The 16,704-nt window shown below is 45.1% G+C and carries 28 protein-coding genes; all 28 read left to right on the top strand.

Going from position 1 to position 16,704, the window contains the following annotated elements:
• The first annotated feature begins 42 nt into the window (after positions 1–42).
• Positions 43–2,121 carry an elongation factor G gene (gene fusA / locus MKY01_RS28285; RefSeq protein WP_036607177.1) on the top strand — a complete coding sequence of 693 codons (2,079 nt, stop codon included), beginning with the start codon at positions 43–45 and terminating at the stop codon, positions 2,119–2,121.
• Between the two features lie 95 nt (positions 2,122–2,216).
• Complete coding sequence (gene tuf / locus MKY01_RS28280; RefSeq protein ID WP_017692073.1) at positions 2,217–3,407, top strand: elongation factor Tu; 1,191 nt, start codon at positions 2,217–2,219, stop codon at positions 3,405–3,407.
• 436 nt (positions 3,408–3,843) lie between these two features.
• Positions 3,844–4,152, top strand: a complete 309-nt coding sequence (gene rpsJ, locus MKY01_RS28275) for a 30S ribosomal protein S10 (RefSeq protein WP_017692074.1) — start codon at positions 3,844–3,846, stop codon at positions 4,150–4,152.
• Positions 4,153–4,198: 46 nt separating this feature from the next.
• On the top strand, positions 4,199–4,822 hold the full coding sequence (rplC, locus tag MKY01_RS28270; protein ID WP_017692075.1) for a 50S ribosomal protein L3: 624 nt from the start codon (positions 4,199–4,201) through the stop codon (positions 4,820–4,822).
• 25 nt (positions 4,823–4,847) lie between these two features.
• A complete protein-coding gene (gene rplD, locus MKY01_RS28265) occupies positions 4,848–5,471 on the top strand; it encodes a 50S ribosomal protein L4 (protein WP_017692076.1) in 624 nt (207 codons plus the stop codon).
• A complete protein-coding gene (gene rplW / locus MKY01_RS28260) occupies positions 5,471–5,761 on the top strand; it encodes a 50S ribosomal protein L23 (RefSeq protein ID WP_017692077.1) in 291 nt (96 codons plus the stop codon). The genes rplD and rplW overlap by 1 nt, the downstream gene beginning before the upstream one ends.
• Before the next feature lie 30 nt (positions 5,762–5,791).
• Positions 5,792–6,622 (top strand): 50S ribosomal protein L2, encoded by an 831-nt coding sequence (gene rplB / locus MKY01_RS28255; RefSeq protein WP_017692078.1) that lies wholly within the window; start codon positions 5,792–5,794, stop codon positions 6,620–6,622.
• 71 nt (positions 6,623–6,693) lie between these two features.
• A complete protein-coding gene (gene rpsS / locus MKY01_RS28250; RefSeq protein WP_017692079.1) occupies positions 6,694–6,972 on the top strand; it encodes a 30S ribosomal protein S19 in 279 nt (92 codons plus the stop codon).
• Positions 6,973–7,007: 35 nt separating this feature from the next.
• Positions 7,008–7,340 (top strand): 50S ribosomal protein L22, encoded by a 333-nt coding sequence (rplV, locus tag MKY01_RS28245; protein ID WP_036607180.1) that lies wholly within the window; start codon positions 7,008–7,010, stop codon positions 7,338–7,340.
• A 15-nt stretch (positions 7,341–7,355) separates the two neighbouring features.
• Positions 7,356–8,021 carry a 30S ribosomal protein S3 gene (gene rpsC / locus MKY01_RS28240; protein WP_036607182.1) on the top strand — a complete coding sequence of 222 codons (666 nt, stop codon included), beginning with the start codon at positions 7,356–7,358 and terminating at the stop codon, positions 8,019–8,021.
• A gap of 2 nt (positions 8,022–8,023) precedes the next feature.
• Positions 8,024–8,458 carry a 50S ribosomal protein L16 gene (rplP, locus tag MKY01_RS28235; protein ID WP_017692082.1) on the top strand — a complete coding sequence of 145 codons (435 nt, stop codon included), beginning with the start codon at positions 8,024–8,026 and terminating at the stop codon, positions 8,456–8,458.
• On the top strand, positions 8,448–8,645 hold the full coding sequence (gene rpmC / locus MKY01_RS28230) for a 50S ribosomal protein L29 (protein WP_017692083.1): 198 nt from the start codon (positions 8,448–8,450) through the stop codon (positions 8,643–8,645). Before rplP ends, rpmC begins: the two co-directional genes overlap by 11 nt.
• A 48-nt stretch (positions 8,646–8,693) precedes the next feature.
• Entirely contained in the window at positions 8,694–8,960 is a 267-nt protein-coding gene (gene rpsQ / locus MKY01_RS28225; RefSeq protein ID WP_017692084.1) for a 30S ribosomal protein S17, read from the top strand.
• 35 nt (positions 8,961–8,995) lie between these two features.
• Positions 8,996–9,364 (top strand): 50S ribosomal protein L14, encoded by a 369-nt coding sequence (rplN, locus tag MKY01_RS28220; RefSeq protein WP_017692085.1) that lies wholly within the window; start codon positions 8,996–8,998, stop codon positions 9,362–9,364.
• A 39-nt stretch (positions 9,365–9,403) separates the two neighbouring features.
• On the top strand, positions 9,404–9,757 hold the full coding sequence (rplX, locus tag MKY01_RS28215) for a 50S ribosomal protein L24 (RefSeq protein WP_017692086.1): 354 nt from the start codon (positions 9,404–9,406) through the stop codon (positions 9,755–9,757).
• A 32-nt stretch (positions 9,758–9,789) separates the two neighbouring features.
• Positions 9,790–10,332: a 50S ribosomal protein L5 gene (gene rplE / locus MKY01_RS28210; RefSeq protein ID WP_017692087.1), complete on the top strand. Its 543-nt coding sequence runs from the start codon at positions 9,790–9,792 to the stop codon at positions 10,330–10,332.
• A 73-nt stretch (positions 10,333–10,405) separates the two neighbouring features.
• The gene (locus tag MKY01_RS28205) at positions 10,406–10,591 is read left to right on the top strand and encodes a type Z 30S ribosomal protein S14 (RefSeq protein ID WP_013312154.1); all 186 of its coding nucleotides are present in this window, start codon (positions 10,406–10,408) and stop codon (positions 10,589–10,591) included.
• A 32-nt stretch (positions 10,592–10,623) separates the two neighbouring features.
• Positions 10,624–11,022, top strand: a complete 399-nt coding sequence (gene rpsH / locus MKY01_RS28200; RefSeq protein ID WP_017692088.1) for a 30S ribosomal protein S8 — start codon at positions 10,624–10,626, stop codon at positions 11,020–11,022.
• A gap of 30 nt (positions 11,023–11,052) precedes the next feature.
• Positions 11,053–11,595, top strand: a complete 543-nt coding sequence (gene rplF, locus MKY01_RS28195; RefSeq protein WP_017692089.1) for a 50S ribosomal protein L6 — start codon at positions 11,053–11,055, stop codon at positions 11,593–11,595.
• Between the two features lie 117 nt (positions 11,596–11,712).
• On the top strand, positions 11,713–12,081 hold the full coding sequence (rplR, locus tag MKY01_RS28190; protein WP_017692090.1) for a 50S ribosomal protein L18: 369 nt from the start codon (positions 11,713–11,715) through the stop codon (positions 12,079–12,081).
• A gap of 27 nt (positions 12,082–12,108) precedes the next feature.
• Positions 12,109–12,606 (top strand): 30S ribosomal protein S5, encoded by a 498-nt coding sequence (rpsE, locus tag MKY01_RS28185; protein WP_017692091.1) that lies wholly within the window; start codon positions 12,109–12,111, stop codon positions 12,604–12,606.
• Between the two features lie 13 nt (positions 12,607–12,619).
• Positions 12,620–12,805: a 50S ribosomal protein L30 gene (rpmD, locus tag MKY01_RS28180; protein WP_017692092.1), complete on the top strand. Its 186-nt coding sequence runs from the start codon at positions 12,620–12,622 to the stop codon at positions 12,803–12,805.
• Between the two features lie 43 nt (positions 12,806–12,848).
• A complete protein-coding gene (gene rplO / locus MKY01_RS28175; RefSeq protein ID WP_017692093.1) occupies positions 12,849–13,289 on the top strand; it encodes a 50S ribosomal protein L15 in 441 nt (146 codons plus the stop codon).
• Positions 13,289–14,587: a preprotein translocase subunit SecY gene (secY, locus tag MKY01_RS28170; protein WP_017692094.1), complete on the top strand. Its 1,299-nt coding sequence runs from the start codon at positions 13,289–13,291 to the stop codon at positions 14,585–14,587. Before rplO ends, secY begins: the two co-directional genes overlap by 1 nt.
• 90 nt (positions 14,588–14,677) lie before the next feature.
• Positions 14,678–15,322: an adenylate kinase gene (locus MKY01_RS28165; RefSeq protein WP_036607188.1), complete on the top strand. Its 645-nt coding sequence runs from the start codon at positions 14,678–14,680 to the stop codon at positions 15,320–15,322.
• A gap of 3 nt (positions 15,323–15,325) precedes the next feature.
• A complete protein-coding gene (gene map, locus MKY01_RS28160) occupies positions 15,326–16,078 on the top strand; it encodes a type I methionyl aminopeptidase (RefSeq protein ID WP_076320288.1) in 753 nt (250 codons plus the stop codon).
• A gap of 10 nt (positions 16,079–16,088) precedes the next feature.
• The gene (locus tag MKY01_RS28155; RefSeq protein ID WP_282320141.1) at positions 16,089–16,397 is read left to right on the top strand and encodes a KOW domain-containing RNA-binding protein; all 309 of its coding nucleotides are present in this window, start codon (positions 16,089–16,091) and stop codon (positions 16,395–16,397) included.
• Between the two features lie 3 nt (positions 16,398–16,400).
• Positions 16,401–16,616, top strand: a complete 216-nt coding sequence (gene infA / locus MKY01_RS28150; RefSeq protein WP_017692098.1) for a translation initiation factor IF-1 — start codon at positions 16,401–16,403, stop codon at positions 16,614–16,616.
• Positions 16,617–16,704 lie beyond the last annotated feature (88 nt).

Genomic DNA, 16,704 nt, shown 5'->3' with positions numbered 1-16,704 from the left:
TTCACAATAAAAAAACTTCAATTTTGAAGGGAGACCCATTTCATGGCTAGAGAGTTCTCCTTAAAAAATACACGTAATATCGGGATCATGGCTCATATTGATGCGGGTAAAACCACGACAACTGAGCGGATCCTGTTTTACACAGGACGTACGCACAAAATCGGTGAAGTACACGAAGGCGCTGCGACAATGGACTGGATGGAACAGGAACAGGAGCGCGGAATTACGATTACTTCCGCTGCAACTACCGCTGCTTGGAAAGGCCACCGCGTTAATATTATTGATACCCCGGGACACGTTGACTTCACTGTTGAAGTTGAACGTTCCCTTCGTGTATTGGACGGAGCAGTTGGTGTATTCAGTGCGAAAGAAGGCGTTGAGCCTCAGTCCGAAACCGTATGGAGACAGGCTGACAAGTACGGCGTACCTCGTATCGCATATGTAAACAAAATGGATATCATCGGTGCTGACTTCCTGAACGTTGTATCTGACATGCGTGATCGCCTTCAAGCGAACGCTGTTGCGATTCAACTTCCAATCGGCGCTGAAAATGATTTCAAAGGTATCATCGATATCGTTGCACAAAGAGCTCATATGTACAAAGATGACCTTGGTCAAGATATCGAAGAAACCGACATTCCTGCAGAGTTTGCAGATCAAGTTGAAGAACTTCGCAACGAGTTGATTGAGCGCGTTGCTGAACTGGATGAAGATTTGACAATGAAATACCTGGAAGGCGAAGAAATCACAATTGATGAGATCAAAACCGTACTCCGTAAAGGTGTTGTAGATGTTAAGATCTTCCCAGTTATCTGTGGATCCTCATATCGTAACAAGGGTGTTCAACTGATGTTGGATGCTGTTATCGACTACTTGCCAGCTCCAACAGATGTTGCATCGATCACGGGACATCTTGAAGATGGAACTGAAGCAATTCGTAAGTCATCCGATGAAGAGCCATTCTCCGCATTGGCATTCAAAATTATGACTGACCCTTACGTTGGTAAATTGACATTCTTCCGCGTATACTCTGGTGTTCTTCAATCCGGATCATATGTATTGAATGCCACTAAAAACAAACGTGAGCGTATCGGTCGTATCCTTCAAATGCATGCGAACAGCCGTCAAGAAATCACTGTAGTTTACTCCGGTGATATTGCAGCTGCCGTAGGTTTGAAAGATACAGGTACAGGTGATACACTATGTGATGAGAAAAATCCGGTTATCCTGGAGTCAATGAACTTCCCTGATCCGGTTATCGAAATCGCTGTTGAACCTAAAACCAAAGCTGACCAGGATAAACTGGGTGTTGCTCTCGGTAAGTTGACTGAAGAGGATCCAACTCTTCGTGCTCATACTGACGAAGAAACAGGCCAAACGATCTTGGCAGGTATGGGTGAGCTTCACCTTGATATCATCATCGACCGTATGCGTCGTGAGTTCAAGGTTGAAACTACTGTGGGTAAACCACAAGTAGCTTACCGTGAAACATTCCGTGCTCCAGCGCGCGTTGAAGGTAAATTCGTACGTCAATCCGGTGGTCGTGGTCAATACGGTCACGTATGGGTTGAATTCGAACCTCTCGAGCCGGGTACAGGCAGCCAGTTCGAAAGTAAGGTTGTCGGTGGTTCCGTACCAAGAGAATACATTCAACCTGCACTGTCAGGGATTGAAGAGCAAATGAAAAACGGCGTTATTGCAGGCTTCCCGCTTGTTGACGTTAAGGCTACAATCGTAGACGGATCTTACCATGATGTCGATTCCAATGAGATGGCATTTAAAATTGCCGGATCTATGGCGCTTAAAGCGGCTAAAGACAAGTGTAAACCAGTTCTGCTTGAGCCTATCATGAAAGTAGAAGTAACTGTTCCAGAAGAGTACATGGGTGACGTAATGGGTATGTTGAACTCCCGTCGTGGCCGCATCGAAGGTATGGATTCCCGTAGTGGAGCTCAAATCATCCGTGCTAAGGTACCTCTGTCTGAAATGTTTGGTTACTCTACAACTCTTCGTTCCGGTACTCAAGGACGCGGCGTATTCTCCATGGAACTCTCTCACTATGAAGAAGTTCCTAAGAGCATCGCTGAAGAAATCGTTGCCAAAACAAAAGGCACCGAGTAGTTTTCTCACACTGGATGCAAGTGCATAAGAATTAAATTCGGAGCACTTCATTCAGTGAAAACATAAAATTATAATTTTAAGGAGGCCACGTTCAAATGGCAAAGGCTAAATACGAACGTAATAAACCCCACGTTAACATCGGTACTATTGGTCACGTCGATCACGGTAAAACAACTCTGACTGCTGCAATCACAACTGTATTGTCCAAAACTTACGGTGGTGCTGCAATTGCATTCGACCAAATCGACAAAGCTCCAGAAGAGCGCGAACGCGGTATCACAATCTCCACATCACACGTTGAGTACGAAACTGACACTCGTCACTACGCTCACGTTGACTGCCCAGGTCACGCCGACTATGTTAAAAACATGATCACTGGCGCGGCTCAAATGGATGGAGCTATCTTGGTAGTATCCGCAGCAGACGGCCCAATGCCACAAACTCGTGAGCACATCTTGCTCTCCCGTCAAGTAGGCGTACCTTACATTGTTGTGTTCTTGAACAAATGTGACATGGTTGAAGACGAAGAGTTGTTGGAATTGGTTGAGATGGAAGTTCGCGACCTTCTTAACGAATATGAGTTCCCAGGTGACGATACTCCAATCACTCGTGGATCCGCTCGTGAAGCTCTGGCAAACCCAGATGGCGAATGGGCTCAAAAAATCGTTGAGATGTTCAAAGAGATCGACACTTACATCCCACTGCCTGAGCGTCAAACTGACAAGCCTTTCTTGATGCCTGTCGAGGACGTATTCTCCATCACTGGTCGTGGTACTGTTGCTACTGGCCGTGTAGAGCGTGGTACTGTTAAAGTCGGCGAAGAGATCGAAATCGTTGGTATCACTGAAGAAACTAAAAAATCCGTTGTAACAGGCGTTGAGATGTTCCGTAAATTGTTGGATTCCGCTCAAGCGGGTGACAACATCGGTGCATTGTTGCGTGGTGTTGACCGTACTCAAATCGAGCGTGGTCAAGTACTTGCAAAACCAGGTTCTGTTAAGCCACACACAGAATTCACAGCTCAAATCTACGTTCTGACTAAAGAAGAGGGCGGACGTCACAAACCATTCTTCACTGGTTACCGTCCACAGTTCTACTTCCGTACAACTGACGTAACAGGCATCATCAACTTGCCTGAAGGTACTGAAATGGTAATGCCTGGTGATAACATCACTGTTACTGTTTCCCTGATCTCCCCAATCGCGATTGAAGAAGGAACTAAATTCTCCATTCGTGAAGGCGGACGTACAGTAGGTGCCGGTTCCGTAGCATCTATCCAAAAATAATTCGGCTTAACGCTGAATAAAGCATATGTAACAGTGTACTGGAACGAGTAACATTGTATTGTAACGAAGCTTCGGAAGAGTTCTTTATCCGACATCGGATAGAGAACTCTTTTATTATGTTTAAAGTTCGGAACCTGCGTCATACGAAATGAACATCATTTACGTGTTTAGAAGGATTGGCAAGGCAGCCTGGATATTGAAGATTAACACTGCAATAAACGAAGTCATTTCATCAGAAAAGATAAGTTTAAATGTTTTTCTTAAATATGCTTGCAATACGCCTATCTTTTCTATATAATAATGAATGTTGTTCTGTGACGTTGCGATGATGTGAGAGGTTACTGGCACACCCGGCCCCTTTGCCATGGGAGAGTGGCTAGAAAATTTTCACGGAGTATGTCCGATAAAAAATTGGGCGATAGAAGGAGGGACTAAAATGGCAAAGCAAAAAATTCGTATTCGTTTGAAAGCTTACGACCACAGAATTCTTGATCAATCCGCGGAGAAAATTGTTGAAACAGCAAAACGTTCGGGTGCTGGTGTATCCGGTCCGATTCCGCTTCCTACTGAAAAACAAATCATTACTATTCTTCGTGCGGTGCACAAGTACAAGGATTCTCGGGAACAATTCGAACAACGTACACATAAACGTTTGATCGACATCGTTAACCCGACTCCACAAACTGTGGATGCCTTGATGCGCTTGGATCTGCCGTCCGGTGTAGATATCGAAATTAAATTGTAATATAAGCTACAACAAAGACCATGTATAAAGGAAAAGAGGTGTCAACATGAAAGCAATCTTAGGAAAAAAACTCGGAATGACTCAAGTATTTACTCCTGAAGGTAACGTCGTTCCAGTAACGGTTATCGAAGCAGGCCCTTGTGTTGTTTTGCAAAAGAAAGACATTGAGAACGATGGCTACGAAGCAATTCAAATCGGTTACTCCGATAAGAAAGAGAAAAATGCTAACAAGCCAGAAGCAGGTCACGCTAAAAAAGCGAACACTGCCCCTAAGCGCTACGTTCGTGAAGTTCGCGGTATCAACATCGCAGAATATGAAGTTGGCCAAGAACTGAAAGCTGACATTTTCGCTGAAGGCGAATTCGTTGACGTAACGGGTATTTCTAAAGGTAAAGGTTTTGCCGGCGTTATCAAACGTTGGGGACAAAGCACTGGACCTATGTCACACGGTTCGCGTTACCACCGTGGCCCTGGTTCAATGGGTTCGATCCAAGCTAACCGCGTTCCTAAAGGCAAACGCCTGCCAGGACACATGGGACATGACACTATTACAATTCAACGTCTTGAAGTAGTTAAAGTAGACGCTGAGCGTAACGTGTTGCTCGTGAAAGGTTCCATTCCTGGACCGAAAAACAGTCTCATTAGAGTTAAAGAAACGGTGAAAAAATAACCACTGAAGAAAGGAGGAACACAAAATGCCAAAAGTATCAGTTTACAATGTAGATGGTAGCCAAGTAGGCGAAGTTGAATTGAATGATGCGGTTTTCGGAATTGAGCCGAACCAACACGTTCTGTACGATGCAGTTCTTATGCAACGCGCTTCCCTTCGTCAAGGTACCCACAAAGTAAAAGGACGTTCTGAAGTTCGTGGCGGTGGACGTAAGCCTTGGAAACAAAAAGGTACAGGTCGCGCTCGTCAAGGTTCAATTCGTTCACCACAATGGAAAGGCGGCGGTATCGTATTTGGTCCAACACCACGGAGCTATGCGTATAAACTGCCTAAAAAAGTTCGCCGCTTGGCGATCAAATCAGCCCTTTCATCCAAAGTGCTTGACAATGACATTATCGTTTTGGACGCTCTCACGTTGAGTACGCCTAAAACTAAAGAATTTGCAGCCATCTTGAGTAACCTCAAAGTGGGACGTAAAGCTTTGATCGTAGCTCCTAGCTATGATGATAATGTAGCTCTTTCCGCACGGAATATTCCAGGCGTGAAATTCGTAGCTGCTGACGGTATTAATGTTCTTGACGTGCTCTCGCACGACAAATTGATCATTACGAAAGAAGCAGTTCAGAAGGTAGAGGAGGTGCTCGCGTAATGAAGGATCCTCGTGATATTGTAAAACGTCCGATTATTACGGAACGTACTGCTGACATGATGAACGACTTGAAATATGTATTTGAAGTCGATATCCGTGCAAACAAAACCGAGATCAAAAAGGCAGTAGAAGCTATTTTCAATGTAAAAGTGAAAAACGTGAACACGCTTCGTGTTCCAGCTAAGCCGAAACGGTACGGACGTTATTCCGGATATACTAGCGAATGGAAAAAAGCGTTTGTAACGTTGACAAAAGACAGCAAAACGCTTGAGTTCTTTGAAACTGTATAATTGAATTTTTGAAGTAAGGAGGGAAACCCAGTGCCAATCAAAAAGTATAAACCAACATCCCCGGCAAGACGGAACATGTCCGTTTCTACATTTGAGGAAATCACCACAAATCAGCCGGAGAAATCGTTGTTGGCCCCGTTGAGCAAACAAGCAGGCCGCAACAACCAAGGTAAAATTACAGTTCGTCACCATGGTGGTGGACACAAACGTAAATACCGTATCATTGACTTCAAACGTACTAAAGATGGAATACCGGGCCGCGTTGCTACGATTGAGTATGACCCGAACCGTACATCCAACATCGCTCTGATTCACTATGCTGATGGTGAAAAGCGTTATATCATCGCTCCTAAAGGTTTGAAAGTTGGAGATCAAGTGTTCTCCGGACCTGAATCAGACATCAAAATCGGTAACGCACTGCCACTCGAAAACATTCCAGTAGGTACCGTTATCCACAACATCGAGTTGAAACCAGGTAAAGGCGGACAATTGGTTCGTGCTGCTGGTACAGAAGCTCAATTGCTTGGTAAAGAAGAAAAATACGTTTCCGTTCGTCTCTCTTCCGGAGAAGTTCGTCGTATTTTGAAAGTTTGCCGCGCGACAATCGGATCTGTAGGTAACCAAGACCACGAGCTCATCAAAATCGGTAAAGCCGGTCGTAGCCGTTGGTTGGGTAAACGTCCTGAGGTTCGTGGTGTAGTAATGAACCCTAACGATCACCCACACGGTGGTGGTGAAGGTCGTGCTCCAATCGGACGTAAATCGCCAATGTCACCATGGGGTAAACCTACACTTGGTTACAAAACGCGTAAGAAAAATAAAGCTTCTGATAAATACATCATTCGCCGCCGCACGAAGTAATACACACTGTGCATAACTTCGTGAGGCATCTGCGGATGCATAATAGCTATGTTTGAAGGGAGGATCTCCACATGGGTCGCAGTTTGAAAAAAGGGCCATTCATTGATGGCTACATGCTTAAAAAGGTAGAAGAGATGGAAGCTTCAGGTAAGAAGAATGTGATCAAAACCTGGTCCCGTCGTTCTACAATTTTCCCGCAATTCATCGGACACACATTTGGCGTTTACGATGGTCGTAAACACGTGCCAGTGTATGTAACTGAGGACATGGTCGGACACAAACTGGGTGAGTTCGCTCCAACCCGTACGTACAAAGGCCATACTGCTGATGATAAGAAAACAAGAAGATAAATGAATATCTTTAATGTTTGAAAGGAGGTTACACAATGGAAGCAAAAGCACATGCTAAGTTTATCCGGATTGCTCCTCGTAAAGCTCAACTCGTTGTTGACTTGATTCGTGGCAAGCAAGTAGGTGAGGCGGTTGCCATTCTCCGTCACACTCCGAAATCTGCTTCTCCAATCGTTGAGAAGTTGCTTAACTCCGCTATTGCGAATGCGGAACATAACTATTCTTTGGATGTTAACAAATTGGTTATCTCGCAAGCTTACGTGAACCAAGGACCGACAATGAAGCGTTTCCGCCCTCGTGCAATGGGACGTGCAAGTCGTATTAACAAACGTACTAGCCACATTACTTTGGTGGTATCTGAGAAGTAGAAGGAGGGGAAATGTGTGGGCCAAAAGGTAAATCCAGTCGGACTCCGTGTCGGAATTATCCGTGACTGGGAATCTAAGTGGTATGCAGGCAAAGACTTCGGTGATCTTTTGATGGAAGACGTGAGAATTCGTGAATTCCTGAAAAATAAATTGAAAGACTCCGCTTTATCTCGTGTAGAAATTGAGAGAGCGGCTAACCGTGTAAACGTAACGATTCACACTGCTAAACCAGGTATGGTTATTGGTAAGGGTGGTTCGGAAGTTGAAAATCTTCGTAACCAAATTACGAAAATTGCTGGCGGTAAAAAAGTACACATCAACATTTCTGAAATTAAGAACCAAGACTTGGACGCTGTTCTTGTAGCTGAAAGCATTGCACAACAATTGGAACGTCGTGTTTCTTTCCGTCGTGCTCTGAAACAAGCAATTCAAAGAACTATGCGCTCCGGTGCTAAAGGTATCAAAACTCAAGTAGGCGGACGTCTTGGCGGTGCTGAGATCGCACGTTCTGAAGGCTACAGCGAAGGAACTGTTCCACTGCACACACTGCGTGCTGACATTGACTACGGTACAGCAGAGGCTCATACTACTTACGGACTTATCGGCGTAAAAGTATGGATCTATCGTGGAGAGGTTCTTCCTACGGCTAAGAAACAAGCTGCTAAGGAAGGAGGCAACTAATCATGTTGGTACCAAAACGCGTAAAACACCGTAAGCAACAACGTGGACATATGAAAGGCCAAGCTAAAGGCGGAACGACTCTGAACTTTGGCGAATACGGTCTGCAAGCTACGGAACCGGCTTGGATTACGAACCGTCAAATCGAAGCGGCTCGTATTGCGATGACTCGTTACATCAAACGTGGTGGTAAAGTTTGGATCAAAATTTTCCCAGACAAACCAATCACTCAAAAGCCTCTCGAGGTTCGGATGGGTAGCGGTAAAGGTAACGTAGAAAAATGGGTTGCAGTAGTGAAACCAGGTAAGATCATGTTTGAACTTGCTGGTGTACCGGAGGAAATTGCACGCGAAGCAATGCGTCTTGCCGCTCACAAACTGCCAATCAAAACGAAGTTCGTGAAACGTGAAGAATTGGGTGGTGAAGCAAATGAAAGCTAGTGAATTTCGCAACCTAACCTCTGCTGAAATCGAGCAAAAGATTGCCGGATTTAAAGAAGAACTCTTTAACCTCCGCTTTCAATTAGCTACCGGTCAGCTGGATAACCCGACTCGCATCCGTGATGTGCGGAAAGAAATAGCTCGTGCTAAAACCATTATCCGTGAGAGAGAATTGGGAATCGGTTAATTAGGGATAGGATGGACAATCCGTCCGTAATCAGGAAGGAGGCCAACAATGAGCGAAGAACGTAACGCACGTAAAGTGCAAACTGGTAAAGTGGTCAGCGATAAAATGGACAAAACGATTGTTGTTGCTGTAGAAACTTACAAAAAACACAACTTGTACCATAAACGCATTAAGGTTACTAAAAAATTCAAAGCGCATGACGAAGAAAACACTGCGAAAATCGGTGACACGGTGAAAATCATGGAGACTCGTCCGCTTTCGAAAGATAAACGCTGGAGACTTACTGAAATCGTAGAAAAAGCGGTTATCATCTAATGCATCAGCAGCATTGCTGAAAGGAGGAATACTAAATGATTCAACCATTTACACGTTTGACTGTGGCCGACAACTCCGGTGCGAAGGAACTGATGTGTATCCGCGTACTCGGCGGTACGGGACGTCGTACAGCTCAAATCGGTGATCTGATCGTTTGTTCTGTTAAACAAGCAACACCAGGCGGCGTTGTCAAAAAAGGTGATGTAGTTAGAGCGGTTGTCGTTCGTACGAAACGTTCTGTACGTCGTAAAGACGGTTCCTACATCGGTTTTGATGAAAATGCAGCGGTTGTTGTAAAAGACGACAGAAGCCCACGTGGAACACGTATTTTCGGACCAGTTGCTCGCGAACTTCGCGATAAAGACTTCATGAAAATCGTTTCCTTGGCTCCAGAAGTTATCTAAAGCTTAATCTCGTGATGTTAGAAACAGGAGGTGTACGAAATGCCAAGAGTGAAAAAAGTTCTGGAATCCCATAACAACAAACTTCACGTTAAAAAGGAAGATACGGTTATGGTGATCAGCGGTAAAGACAAAGGTAAAAAAGGCCGTGTCATCGCTGCTTATCCTCGTGAGAACCGCGTCCTTGTGGAAGGTGTTAACATGGTGAAAAAACACCAGAAGCCTAACCAGCAAAATCCGCAAGGCGGCATTATCGAGAAGGAAGCTCCGATTCACGTTTCCAACGTAATGCACATCGATCCGAAGAGCGGAAAAGTAACCCGTGTAGGTTACAAAGTTTTGGATAACGGTAAGAAAGTGCGCGTTGCTAAACGTTCCGGAGAAATTATCGACTAATTGAACCGAATGAGAAAGGAGGGCTATGATTCATGGCATCAAGAATGAAAGAACGTTACCTGCAAGAAATCGCTCCTGCTTTGATGCAGAAGTTTAACTATACAACGGTAATGCAAGTGCCGAAAATCGAGAAAATCGTTATCAACATGGGTGTGGGCGACGCTGTCCAAAACTCTAAAGTGTTGGATTCTGCAGTAAACGATTTGCAACTGATCGCGGGTCAAAAACCTGTAATCACTCGTGCTAAAAAATCTATCGCAGGTTTCAAACTGCGTGAGAATATGCCTATCGGTGCGAAAGTTACATTACGCGGTGAGCGTATGTACTTCTTCCTAGATAAGCTGCTCAACGTAACGCTTCCTCGTGTCCGCGACTTCCGCGGTGTATCGAGTAATGCTTTCGATGGACGTGGTAACTATACACTGGGTCTGAAAGAGCAATTGATCTTCCCGGAGATCGAATACGATAAAGTTGATAAAGTCCGCGGTATGGATATTGTCATTGTAACAACGGCGAAAACAGACGAAGAGTCCCGTGAATTGCTTACGCAAATGGGAATGCCTTTCGTTAAGTAATGTTGGCATAACGTTTCCGGGTGTCTGGAAAGACTCCCTTTTCTCCGAAATTATTTAGGAGGTGTCAGGCTAAGTGGCAAAAACTTCGATGAAAGTTAAACAACAACGTACACCTAAGTTTAAAGTACGTGCATATACACGCTGTGAGCGTTGCGGACGTCCACATTCGGTCCTGCAAAAGTTCAAAATTTGCAGAATTTGTTTCCGTGAATTAGCTTATAAAGGCCAGATCCCTGGCGTGAAAAAAGCAAGCTGGTAAAAAGTCCTGAACGGGAAGGAGGTTAACTCACAATGACTATGTCTGATCCAATTGCAGATATGCTTACTCGTATTCGTAACGCGAACACTGTTCGTCACGAAACGGTAGAAATGCCTGCTTCAACAATGAAAAAACAAATCGCCGATATCCTGAAGCGTGAAGGTTTCATCCGTGACGCTGAAGTTATCGATGATAACAAACAAGGGATTATCCGTGTTTTCCTGAAATACGGTCAAAATAACGAGCGCGTTATCACTGGTCTGAAAAGAATCAGTAAACCTGGTCTTCGTGTTTACACGAAAAGCAACGAAGTACCTCGTGTACTTGGTGGCCTGGGAATCGCGATCATCTCGACATCTAAAGGTATCATGACGGACAAAGAAGCTCGTCAATCGAAATCCGGCGGAGAAGTCGTTTGCTACGTTTGGTAATATAACGTCACAAGATAGGAGGTGCAACATATGTCTCGTATTGGTCGCAAACCAATCACAGTACCAAGTGGTGTAGACATCACCCTGGACAACACCGTTATTACGGTAAAAGGACCTAAAGGAACTTTGACTCGTGAGCTTCATAAAGACATGAAGGTTACAGTTGAAAATAACGAAATCACAGTTGTGCGTCCTTCCGATAACAAAACTCACCGTTCTTTGCACGGCACAACGCGTAGCGTTGTAAACAATATGGTGAGCGGCGTTACTGAAGGATTCGCGAAATCTCTGGAATTGGTTGGGGTCGGATATCGTGCAAGCAAATCCGGAGATAAAATCGTTCTGAACGTTGGTTACTCTCACCCGGTTGAAATTACACCGGAAGCGGGAATCGAATTCGAAGTACCTTCGAATACAAAAATCATCGTTCGCGGAATTGACAAAGAGCGTGTAGGTGCTTACGCTGCTAAAATCCGTTCCGTACGTGAACCTGAGCCGTACAAAGGTAAAGGTATTAAATATGAAGGCGAGCGTATCATCCGTAAGGAAGGTAAAGCCGGTAAGAAGAAATAAGATTTCTCTTACCGCCTTTGCGCGGCTTTCGGCTTGCTTGCTTCGTGTGTTTCTAATATACCCCGTGGCTTCTGCTTTGAAGCCAGCGAGGTAACCTGAAAGGAGTGAATCTTTGAGATGATTACGAAACCAGATAAAAATAAGGCTCGTCTGAAAAGACACCTTCGTGTTCGTAAGAAAATCCAAGGAACGGCAGCACGTCCTCGTTTGAACGTATTCCGTTCTGGTAAACATATGTATGCTCAAATCATCGATGATGTTGCTGGTGTAACAATCGCTTCCGCGTCTACCGTAGACAAAGAATTGAGCACTGACATCAAAAATGGTGCATCTGTTGAATCAGCTCGTAAAGTTGGCGAACTCGTTGCTAAACGTGCGAAAGACAAAGGTGTTTCCAACATCGTATTTGACCGTAGCGGTTATCTGTACCATGGTCGTATCGCAGCATTGGCTGAAGCGGCTCGTGAAGCAGGACTTGAGTTTTAAGATATTTTTCAAAAGGAGGTTAACGACTTGCGTGTAGATCCGAATACTTTGGAACTGACTGAAAGAGTTGTAAATATTAATCGCGTAGCTAAAGTAGTAAAAGGCGGACGCCGTTTCAGCTTTAGCGCACTGGTTGTAGTCGGCGACGGCAACGGCTGGGTTGGAGCTGGTATCGGTAAAGCGGGCGAAGTACCTGATGCAATTCGCAAAGGTATTGAAGACGCTAAGAAAAACCTTGTACACGTTCCACTCGTAGGAACATCGATTCCTCACTTGGTAACAGGTAAGTTCGGCGCAGGACGCGTGCTGTTGAAACCAGCATCTGAAGGTACTGGTGTTATCGCTGGTGGTCCTGTACGTGCGGTTCTCGAACTTGCTGGTGTAGGTGACATTTTGACAAAATCTCTGGGTTCTTCGAATTCCATGAACATGGTCAATGCGACTTTGGAAGGTTTGTCCCGTTTGAAGCGTGCTGAAGACGTGGCTAAACTGCGCGGAAAATCCGTCGAAGAGCTTCTGGGTTAAGGAGGGAATTCTCATGGCTAAATTAGAAATTACCCTCGTCCGCAGCTTGATCGGACGTCCGGAGACGCAAAGAACAACTGTGAAAACATTGGGTTTGCGCAAAATCAATAGCAAAGTGGTACAAAACGATAATCCTGCCATCCGTGGTATGATTAACAAAGTAAGCCACTTGGTTGCTGTTAAAGAAGTAGAAGCTTAATATCGGGTTAATCCCACAAATCTTTAAGGAGGTGCAACGAACGATGAAGTTACATGAGCTTTCACCATCTCCTGGATCCCGCAAAGAACGTAAACGTCTTGGTCGCGGTCCAAGTAGTGGTACAGGTAAAACATCAGGTCGCGGTCACAAAGGACAAAATTCTCGTTCTGGCGGTGGAGTACGTCCAGGCTTCGAAGGTGGACAAAATCCATTGTATCGTCGCTTGCCAAAACGTGGTTTTGTAAACCCAACTCGCAAAGAATATGCAGTTGTGAATACTGAAGACCTGAACAGTTTTGCTGCGGGTACTGAAGTAACTCCAGAATTCTTGATGACGAACGGCGTAGTTAAAAACGCTAAATCCGGAATCAAAATCCTGGGTAACGGTGATGTCACTGTGAAGCTGACTGTTAAAGCTAACAAGTTTTCTCAATCTGCTATTGAGAAAATTGAAGCTGCCGGCGGTACAACCGAGGTGATTTAATGTTCAAGACCCTAAAGAATATCTGGCGGGTTGAAGATCTGCGCAAAAGGGTATTATTTACCCTTTTTGTACTGATCATTTACCGCATCGGCTCCTTTGTTCCCGTACCGGGAGTTAACAAAGACGTGTTCGAAGCGACAAATTCTGCGGGTAAAGAAGTTTTTGGACTTCTCAATACGTTCTCGGGTGGAGCGCTCTTCCAGTTCTCGATATTTGCGCTCGGGATCGTGCCTTACATCACTGCGTCTATCATAGTACAGTTGCTTTCCATGGACGTTATTCCTAAATTAGCGGAGTGGGCAAAGCAAGGTGAACAAGGTAAGAAGAAATCTGCACAATTGACCCGTTATTTAACGATTGGCCTGGCATTGATTCAAGCGTTTGGTACGTCGATCGGATTCAACCGCTTGTACAATACAGACATGATTCCTAACGCTACATTTGCAGATTATATCTTGATCGCGATTGTACTTACGGCCGGTACTTCATTCCTGATGTGGCTTGGTGAGCAGATCACCGAGAAGGGCATAGGAAACGGGATTTCGATCTTGATCTTTGCGGGTATCCTATCTACGGTGCCTAACATTATCAAACAAACGATCGAATCCGACTTCATTCAACCTGACCAACTGTTTATGAATATTCTTAAAGGTGTTATCATCGCAATTGTTATTGTGTTGATCATCATAGGGGTCATTTACATTCAGCAGGCGATTCGGAAAATTCCGGTACAGTACGCTAAACGTGTCGTAGGTAACAAAATGTACGGTGGACAGAATACACATATCCCGCTGAAAATTAATGCAGCAGGTGTTATCCCTGTCATCTTCGCATCATCGTTGTTGATGTTCCCGACGATCATCGCCAACTTCTGGGCAGATCGCCTTTGGGCACAGTGGATCGGACAGAACCTGACTACACACAAACCTCTGGGTATGTTGTTGTATGTCGTGATGATCTTCGGTTTCACATTCTTCTATACTTTCGTACAGATGAATCCACAGCAGATGGCTGATAATATGAAAAAGAACGGCGGTTACATCCCAGGCATTCGCCCGGGTAAAGCAACCGAGAAATATCTGACCCGTGTCATGACTCGTTTGACAATGGCCGGTGCCATGTTCTTGGCAGTCATTTCCGTTCTGCCTGTAATCTTGGGGGCACTGTCTGGTTTGCCTCAATCTGCGCAAATTGGAGGAACATCCCTCCTGATCGTTATCGGTGTTGCGCTGGATACGATGAAGCAAATCGAAAGCCAATTGATCAAACGCCACTACAAAGGTTTTATCAATAAATAGGCAATAGGTACCGGTCGAGTGAAGATTTACTTGCCGGCACCTATTGTGCTGTTTGTTGATGTAGGGTAGTCTTGGAGGGAGTGACATAACGTGAACATCCTATTCATGGGCCCTCCGGGGGCAGGAAAAGGAACGCAAGCAGACGTCATCGTGAAAGAGTTCGGTATTCCCCATATTTCAACAGGCGATGCATTTCGTCTCGCGATCAAACAGGGAACTCCCATTGGCATGAAAGCCAAGGAATATATGGATCAAGGATTGCTTGTACCAGATGATGTAACCATTGGCATCGTTGAAGAACGTTTGCAGCAGCCTGACTGCAGAGAAGGTTTCCTCTTGGACGGATTTCCAAGAACCCTTTCGCAAGCAGAAGCGCTCGATGGCATTCTGGATCGATTGAACTCAGGTCTCGATCATGTAATCAACCTGAAAGTGGATCGCAACAAATTGCTCGCTCGTTTGACGGGTCGTCGAATTTGTAAAAACTGTGGTTCCACTTATCATGTGGTATTCAATCCGCCTAAGCAGGAAGGTATTTGTGATAAATGCGCTGGTGAGTTGTATCAACGCTCTGATGATAATGAAGAGAGTGTAGGTACACGACTGGACGAGTATATCAACAAAACAGCACCACTCCTCACGTTCTATGAGACTAAAGGTCTTCTTCGTCAAATGAACGGAGAACAGGATATCGATCAAGTTTCTCAAGAAATCGTGTCCTTACTGAGAGGTTAATTGATGATCATTGGTAAGTCCGAAACGGAACTGGGCTTGATGAGGGAAGCAGGGAGAATTGTTGCGGAAACGCATCGTCTCTTGGCAGAGCATATCGCTCCCGGTATTACGACTGGAGAACTTGACCATATGGCTGATCAATATATCCGCAGTCAAGGAGCTGTGCCGTCTTTCCAAGGTTATAACGGTTTCCCTGCCAGTGTGTGCGCTTCAGTCAATGAAGAGTTGGTACATGGATTTCCCGGCAAACGCAAGTTGAACGAGGGCGATATCGTTACGTTTGACATTGGCGCGCAGTACCAGGGGTATCATGGAGATTCCGCCTGGACTTATCCGGTCGGCCGTATTTCCGAAGAAGCCCGTCGTCTTCTGGACGTTACCGAGGCTTCGTTATACGCAGGTCTGGCGCTGGTAAAACCGGACGTTCGCTTGTTTACAATATCTCATGCGATTCAGAAATATATTGAAGATGAAGGGTTCTCCGTAGTTCGTGAATATGTCGGTCACGGCATAGGCGCAGATCTGCACGAAGAACCACAGATTCCGAACTATGGTCTTCCCGATCGGGGACCACGGCTTAAAGCGGGCATGGTGCTGGCCATAGAGCCGATGGTTAACGTAGGTAGACGGTATGTGAAAACGTTGGAAGATAACTGGACTGTCGTCACGGTTGATGGTAAGTTATGTGCACACTTTGAACACACCGTAGCAGTTACACCAGATGGTATGGAAATTTTCACGAAACTGAATGCGTAGGTGATGAGGCATGAACAGTCAGTCTAATCCGCAGCTCGGTCAACTTGTGAAGATCCGTAAAGGCCGCAATGCGGACCAAGCCGCAGTAATTGTTGCTATAGCGGACGGTAAGTTCGTATATATTGCGGATGGAGACAAACGTAAGTTTGATCAACCAAAGAAGAAGAATCTTCTTCATCTTGAGCTCCAGCCCATGATTAGCAGCGAGGTTGTGAACAGTTTAAACGAGAGTGGTCGGGTGACAAATGGAAAGCTCCGTTACGCGGTTCATTCATTTCTGGAATCCACCAACATTCAATCTGAAGAGAAAGGAGACTGACTAATGGCTAAGGAAGATGTCATTGAAGTGGAAGGTACGGTTCTCGAACCGCTACCGAATGCAACATTCAAGGTTGAGCTTGAGAACGGTCATCAAATTCTCGCTCACGTTTCCGGAAAACTGCGGATGCACTTTATCCGTATCCTGACTGGAGACAAAGTAGTTGTTCAGTTGTCGCCTTATGATTTAACAAAAGGTCGCATAACTTACCGTAAATAGTAGTAGACAGTTGCAATGAACTGTGAAGCTTATGTAGCGGGTTTTGCCCGGCAAAACTTGCGAAAGCTTCGAAGCCGGTTTTACAATA

Origin of the sequence: Paenibacillus sp. FSL R5-0486, from assembly GCF_037975155.1 — a bacterium.
Taxonomy (GTDB): Bacteria; Bacillota; Bacilli; order Paenibacillales; family Paenibacillaceae; genus Paenibacillus; species Paenibacillus amylolyticus.
Note: the sequence above shows the minus strand (reverse complement) of the source record. Positions and strands in the feature narration are given on the sequence as shown.

Bases quoted from the DNA above. Each gene is read 5' to 3' on its own strand.
- fusA (WP_036607177.1), top strand. From the start codon at position 43: ATGGCTAGAGAGTTCTCCTTAAAAAATACACGTAATATCGGGATCATG.
- tuf (WP_017692073.1), top strand. From the start codon at position 2,217: ATGGCAAAGGCTAAATACGAACGTAATAAACCCCACGTTAACATCGGT.
- rpsJ (WP_017692074.1), top strand. From the start codon at position 3,844: ATGGCAAAGCAAAAAATTCGTATTCGTTTGAAAGCTTACGACCACAGA.
- rplC (WP_017692075.1), top strand. From the start codon at position 4,199: ATGAAAGCAATCTTAGGAAAAAAACTCGGAATGACTCAAGTATTTACT.
- rplD (WP_017692076.1), top strand. From the start codon at position 4,848: ATGCCAAAAGTATCAGTTTACAATGTAGATGGTAGCCAAGTAGGCGAA.
- rplW (WP_017692077.1), top strand. From the start codon at position 5,471: ATGAAGGATCCTCGTGATATTGTAAAACGTCCGATTATTACGGAACGT.
- rpsS (WP_017692079.1), top strand. From the start codon at position 6,694: ATGGGTCGCAGTTTGAAAAAAGGGCCATTCATTGATGGCTACATGCTT.
- rplV (WP_036607180.1), top strand. From the start codon at position 7,008: ATGGAAGCAAAAGCACATGCTAAGTTTATCCGGATTGCTCCTCGTAAA.
- rplP (WP_017692082.1), top strand. From the start codon at position 8,024: ATGTTGGTACCAAAACGCGTAAAACACCGTAAGCAACAACGTGGACAT.
- rpmC (WP_017692083.1), top strand. From the start codon at position 8,448: ATGAAAGCTAGTGAATTTCGCAACCTAACCTCTGCTGAAATCGAGCAA.
- rpsQ (WP_017692084.1), top strand. From the start codon at position 8,694: ATGAGCGAAGAACGTAACGCACGTAAAGTGCAAACTGGTAAAGTGGTC.
- rplN (WP_017692085.1), top strand. From the start codon at position 8,996: ATGATTCAACCATTTACACGTTTGACTGTGGCCGACAACTCCGGTGCG.
- rplX (WP_017692086.1), top strand. From the start codon at position 9,404: ATGCCAAGAGTGAAAAAAGTTCTGGAATCCCATAACAACAAACTTCAC.
- rplE (WP_017692087.1), top strand. From the start codon at position 9,790: ATGGCATCAAGAATGAAAGAACGTTACCTGCAAGAAATCGCTCCTGCT.
- rpsH (WP_017692088.1), top strand. From the start codon at position 10,624: ATGACTATGTCTGATCCAATTGCAGATATGCTTACTCGTATTCGTAAC.
- rplF (WP_017692089.1), top strand. From the start codon at position 11,053: ATGTCTCGTATTGGTCGCAAACCAATCACAGTACCAAGTGGTGTAGAC.
- rplR (WP_017692090.1), top strand. From the start codon at position 11,713: ATGATTACGAAACCAGATAAAAATAAGGCTCGTCTGAAAAGACACCTT.
- rpmD (WP_017692092.1), top strand. From the start codon at position 12,620: ATGGCTAAATTAGAAATTACCCTCGTCCGCAGCTTGATCGGACGTCCG.
- rplO (WP_017692093.1), top strand. From the start codon at position 12,849: ATGAAGTTACATGAGCTTTCACCATCTCCTGGATCCCGCAAAGAACGT.
- secY (WP_017692094.1), top strand. From the start codon at position 13,289: ATGTTCAAGACCCTAAAGAATATCTGGCGGGTTGAAGATCTGCGCAAA.
- map (WP_076320288.1), top strand. From the start codon at position 15,326: ATGATCATTGGTAAGTCCGAAACGGAACTGGGCTTGATGAGGGAAGCA.
- MKY01_RS28155 (WP_282320141.1), top strand. From the start codon at position 16,089: ATGAACAGTCAGTCTAATCCGCAGCTCGGTCAACTTGTGAAGATCCGT.
- infA (WP_017692098.1), top strand. From the start codon at position 16,401: ATGGCTAAGGAAGATGTCATTGAAGTGGAAGGTACGGTTCTCGAACCG.